Below are 4,886 nucleotides of genomic sequence, written 5' to 3'. Positions count from 1 at the left end.
CTAACGCTAAAAGGTTGATGGGTATTATTATTGCACTTGTGGCTGCTTTTTTTGGAGCTGGTTTTTATATGAATAGCATCGATACGCTAGCCTCCCTGTTTGGAAATTTTTATAATCCATCTTTTGTTGTAGATTTTCTCGCTTTTGAGAAAGGAGTAGATCAACTTAAAATTACCTATGTAATCGCATTCGTGATTATATTTGTAGTGCTAGCTATTTTGATTGATAAATTTATGATTAACTCGAAAGATTCTAAAAAATAACGTCGCCAAATTTTTAAAGCAGGCGCGACGATGAGGTTAAAATTGTAAACGATCTCGTTACGCTTTTAAATTTAATTTTAAAATTTGCGTTTTTTTTGCAGTAAATTTTGTATAAATTCCATATTTAGAAAATTTTAAAATATTCAGAATTTTTAAAATTTCAAATTCAAAAATTTCAAAGTATGGGAATTTTTTAGGCTTTTAAATTCCGAAATTTTGCGAGTTTCAAAGCCTTTAAAATCCCAAGAATTCCAAATGTGCGCGATTTATTCGCCTAGAGCTTTGTCGATGAGCTTGACGTCTTCGCTTGCGCTGCCGTCGATGACTAGGGCTTGATCGCTGCCGCTTACCGCGCTTTTTCCATTAAATTTTGCGCCGACTTCGATGCCGAAGCTTTGTGATAGCACGTCGCCTACGAGTACGCCGCCGCCTAGTAGCTCGACGAGCTCGGCTTCGATATTGCCGAAAAATTTGCCGCTGATTACGATATGTTTGGCCCTGATCGAGCCGCGCGCGGTACCATTTTTACCGATGACGACAGTATTATCGGAGATCACGTCGCCTTCGACATTGCCGTCGATATGCAAAATGCACGACAGGTGTAGCTCTCCTTTGATGAGCGTGCCTGACGAGATTATTGTTGTTTGAGCGGTGTTTGCATCGCCTTTATTAAAGATTGCCATGGGACATCTTCCTCCTTAGTAAAAATTTCTTTGTAATTTTTTTCGTTCCAGTTGATGAAATTTAGCGGATCTAGTGGCAGCTGCAAAAATCTAATCTCGTAGTGCAGATGAGGTCCGGTACTAAGCCCGGTGTTACCGCTAAAAGCGATGAGATCGCCTTTGTTTACAAACTCGCCTACTTTGCGAGTTAAATTTGAATCCAAATGCGCATATCGTGTCGTAAAGCCGTAGTTATGGCGGATCTCGACTAGATTACCATAGCCAGTAGCGCCCGCGCCGCTGTATTGGATGATACCGTCTGCAGGCGCGTAGATAGGCGTTTTAGGCGGCGTACGTAGATCAACGCCTGGGTGAAACTGCTTGCGCTTTAAGATGGGATGGTTGCGCCAGCCGAATTTCTCGCTGAGCTGATGAGTGCGCATGACCCTGCCATTTGGAATCTGCATAAAAATTTCTTTTATCAGCGCGTCGGAGAATTTTTCGTTGATGATCTTTTGCGCGCGCTCTTTAATCTCTTGTTCGGAAGTGGGCTTGATGTGAGATAAGCGGTCGATCGCGCGCTCATCCTCCTCAGGATCGAGCCCAAACTGATGCTCCAAATCCGAAATTTTACCCTCGATGGCTTCAAATTCCATCTGACTTGCCGCGATACCGTCGCGAAGTTTTTGATTTAGCTCGTTAAGCTCGGTTTTGGTTCGCGAAAGGCTGTCGATTTTTGATCCCAAATACCTGATATACAGCGCACCCGTGATGAAAACGGTAAAAACAAATAGTACCAAATATAACGCGATCTTTTTGATGATTTGCGAAAGCAAAAAATTCCTAGAGCCGTTAAGGTCGGTTATGGTTATCATAAATTTGTTTTTCATAATGCGGCATTATAATGCAGCATAGCTGAAATTTCAAAAAAATTGTAGATAAATTTAAAAGCCATTTAATTTCAAAATTTCACTAAAAGATAAAATTTATTACTTAGTATAATTATAATTTAAGCAAATCTTGCTATAATTACAGCAATTTTAAATAAAGGAGACACAATGTCAAAAACAGTAAAACAACTAAACAAACTTCAGGCGGACGCTCATGCGTTCTTTGTTGCATTCCACGATTATCACTGGAATGTTAAGGGCTTGCAATTCGCGCAAGTTCACGCTTACACCGAGGAGGCCTACGATGAGATGGGCGAGCTTTTCGACGATATGGCTGAGCGCGTGCTTCAAATAGGTGGTAAGGCTGTAACTAAAGCTAAGGATCTAATTGAGCTTTCAAAAGATGCTCCGATTAGTGTAAAGGACAGCTATGGCGTAACCGAAGTACTTGAGAACGTCAAAAAAGCCTACGAGTATTTAGTAGAAGAGTTTAAAAAGCTTCAAGAGGTAGCCGAAGCAGAGGGCGACGATACGACTTCAAATATCGCGCAGGATCACTATGGCGATTATGAAAAACGCCTATGGATGCTAAGCTCAATGCTAAGCAAATAATCCTCGCAAATCCTTTCAAAATTTTTAGGGGCATATGCCCCTAAAACTTAAATCTACTATTTAAATTTTCAAAATTCTAAGATTATAATTTCGCGCTAAAATTTTAAATTTTGCTTGAAAACTGAAGTAGAATCGCTCATTAAAAGTAAAATTCATGTAGGTTTTAAATTTCATATCATCGAAATTTAACTCATTCGCCATGTAAAAACACAACTCTTTTTGTAAAGCTCGGTCTAATTTAAAATTTTGTCGTGTCGTTAAAATTTCTTGTCGATTTCAAATTTCATAGCCGTAAAAATTCTAAGAGCTAAGGCTTTGTAGCTAAAGAGTGGCATTTGCTAAAAGATATTTATATTTCTTTTTAGCGTCTGATGATAAATTTTAGCTTGTAGTTTTACTATTTTGATTATTTTTAAAACTTCGGTGTTTATAAATGAAGCGGAATTTTAAAAATTTCAAAGAATCTCGCAAATTCCGTAAAATTTTATAATTTCACGGAATTTTAGTTCTTATAGAATTAAGCTCTAGTCTTAAAAATTCTCTTCGGTATTGCGGTCACTGACATGGTCCCACGGCAGCTTCATTCCGCCCAGGATATGAAAGTGCAGATGCATCACCTCCTGACCCCCATTTTCGCCACAGTTGCAAACGAGACGGTATCCGCTCTTATCAAGCCCCATTTTGCGAGTTACTTCTTGGATAAAAGCGCTCATTTTGCTCATCACTTCAGGCGGTGTTACTTGAAAGTTTTCGTAGCATTTTTTAGGGATCGCCAGGATATGGATCGGCGCTTTTGGGTTGATGTCGTGGAAGGCCAAAAATTCATCGTTCTCTAGCACTTTGTTGCACGGGATTTCGCCGTTTACAATCTTTTCGAATACGTTCATTTTAGATCCTTTTATGAGGGTTGAAATTTAGCCGCGATTATAGCCAAAAAATCCAAACACGCAAATTTACCTAGCTTTTATCAAATTTTAACTACAATCGCGCCATTAATTTAACCACAAGGATAGAATTTGCAAGAGATTAAAGCAAAAATCGACGCCGCATCGAGCCTAAGCGAGCTGGAGGCCGTGCGCTTGGAGCTTTTCGGCAAAAAAGGCATCATAACGGCGCTTTTTTCCGAGCTCAAATCCGCAGCGCCCGAGCAGAAAAAAGAGCTTGCCGTAAGTGCGAATGAAAAGCGCGATTATTTCAGCGAGCTCATCGCCGCAAAAAGGGCGAGCCTGGAAGAGGCGGAGCAAAAAGAGGCGATGAAAAATGAAGCAAGCGACGTCACGCTTTTTAACGAAAACGTAAGCTGCGGCGCGCTGCACCCCGTGATGGAGACGATGGATAAGATCATAGACTACTTCATCGCGCAAAATTTCAGCGTCGAAAGCGGCCCGCTCATCGAGGACGACTTCCATAATTTTGAAGCGCTAAATTTACCCAAATACCACCCGGCACGCGATATGCAAGATACGTTTTATCTAAATGACGGGCGGCTACTGCGCACGCATACCAGCGGCGTTCAGATCCGCACGATGGAGAAATTTAAAGCTCCGCCGGTGCGCATGATCGCCCCCGGCGCGGTATTTCGCCGCGATATGGATCTAACCCACACGCCGATGTTTCATCAAGTAGAAGGCCTCGTAGTCGAGCAGGGAGACCGCGTGAGCTTCGCAAATTTAAAATACGTTTTAGAGGAATTTTTGCGCTATATGTTTGGAGACGTAAAGGTGCGCTTCCGCCCGAGCTTCTTTCCGTTTACGGAGCCAAGCACCGAGGTCGATATCAGCTGTATTTTCTGCCACGGCGAGGGATGCCGCGTCTGTAAGCAGACGGGCTGGCTCGAGGTGCTAGGCAGCGGCGTGGTCGATCCTAACGTCTTTAAAACGGTGGGCTGGAAAAACGTCAGTGGATACGCATTCGGGCTCGGTGTCGAGCGTTTCGCGATGCTGCTGCACGGTATCCCCGATCTGCGCTCGCTATTTGAAGGCGATATTAGATTATTGGAGCAGTTTAAATGATAATAACGAGAAATTGGTTGCAAGAGTGGATCGACATAAGCGAAATTTCAAGCGAAAGGCTGCTTTCTACGCTAAATTCCATCGGTCTTGAGGTTGACGCTCACGATAAAATTTCGCTTCCTAAAGGCGTCGTAGTAGGGCTCGTAAAAAGCAAACATCGCCACGAAAACTCCGATCATCTAAACGTCTGCGAGGTGGATGTCGGCAGTCAGAGCCTGCAGATCGTCTGCGGCGCGCAGAATTTCAACGCGGGCGACCATGTCGTCGTGGCGCTCGTGGGCGCCGAGCTTCCCGGCGGCATCAAGATCAAGAAATCGAAGCTGCGGGGTGTGGCGTCGTGCGGCATGAACTGCTCCGCGCGCGAGCTCGGCTTCGGCAGCGACCATACGGGCATCATGATCCTTCCCGAAGACGCGCCCGTGGGCATTTCCTTCGCCGAGTATCAGG

At 43.4% G+C, this 4,886-nt stretch carries 7 protein-coding genes; 4 read left to right on the top strand and 3 right to left on the bottom strand.

From position 1 onward, the window contains the following. Positions 1–263: hypothetical protein (locus Q0236_RS00290; RefSeq protein WP_297913646.1), on the top strand; the 263-nt coding region annotated here is incomplete at its 5' end. Positions 264–529: 266 nt separating this feature from the next. On the opposite strand, the gene Q0236_RS00285 is transcribed toward Q0236_RS00290, so the two are convergent. Then, positions 530–946, bottom strand: a complete 417-nt coding sequence (locus Q0236_RS00285; RefSeq protein WP_297883182.1) for a polymer-forming cytoskeletal protein — start codon at positions 944–946, stop codon at positions 530–532. Continuing rightward, complete coding sequence (locus Q0236_RS00280) at positions 898–1,818, bottom strand: M23 family metallopeptidase (protein WP_314521096.1); 921 nt, start codon at positions 1,816–1,818, stop codon at positions 898–900. Before Q0236_RS00280 ends, Q0236_RS00285 begins: the two co-directional genes overlap by 49 nt. A 165-nt stretch (positions 1,819–1,983) precedes the next feature. Here Q0236_RS00280 and Q0236_RS00275 point away from each other — a divergent pair, with 165 nt between their 5' ends. Next, complete coding sequence (locus Q0236_RS00275) at positions 1,984–2,427, top strand: DNA starvation/stationary phase protection protein (protein ID WP_297913643.1); 444 nt, start codon at positions 1,984–1,986, stop codon at positions 2,425–2,427. Between the two features lie 530 nt (positions 2,428–2,957). Here Q0236_RS00275 and Q0236_RS00270 read toward each other — a convergent pair. Continuing rightward, positions 2,958–3,314: a histidine triad nucleotide-binding protein gene (locus Q0236_RS00270; RefSeq protein ID WP_297881238.1), complete on the bottom strand. Its 357-nt coding sequence runs from the start codon at positions 3,312–3,314 to the stop codon at positions 2,958–2,960. Positions 3,315–3,443: 129 nt separating this feature from the next. Between Q0236_RS00270 and pheS the strand changes: the two genes are divergently transcribed. Both pheS and ytpR read left to right on the top strand, forming a co-directional pair. Then, positions 3,444–4,439: a phenylalanine--tRNA ligase subunit alpha gene (gene pheS / locus Q0236_RS00265; RefSeq protein WP_297913640.1), complete on the top strand. Its 996-nt coding sequence runs from the start codon at positions 3,444–3,446 to the stop codon at positions 4,437–4,439. Then, the coding region (ytpR, locus tag Q0236_RS00260; RefSeq protein ID WP_367274719.1) for a YtpR family tRNA-binding protein at positions 4,436–4,886 on the top strand (451 nt) is incomplete at its 3' end. The genes pheS and ytpR, both read left to right, overlap by 4 nt.

The sequence above is a fragment of the uncultured Campylobacter sp. genome, assembly GCF_938031315.1.
GTDB lineage: Bacteria > Campylobacterota > Campylobacteria > Campylobacterales > Campylobacteraceae > Campylobacter_B.
The sequence above is the reverse complement of the archived record's forward strand: the minus strand, read 5'-3'. Positions and strand labels throughout refer to the sequence as shown.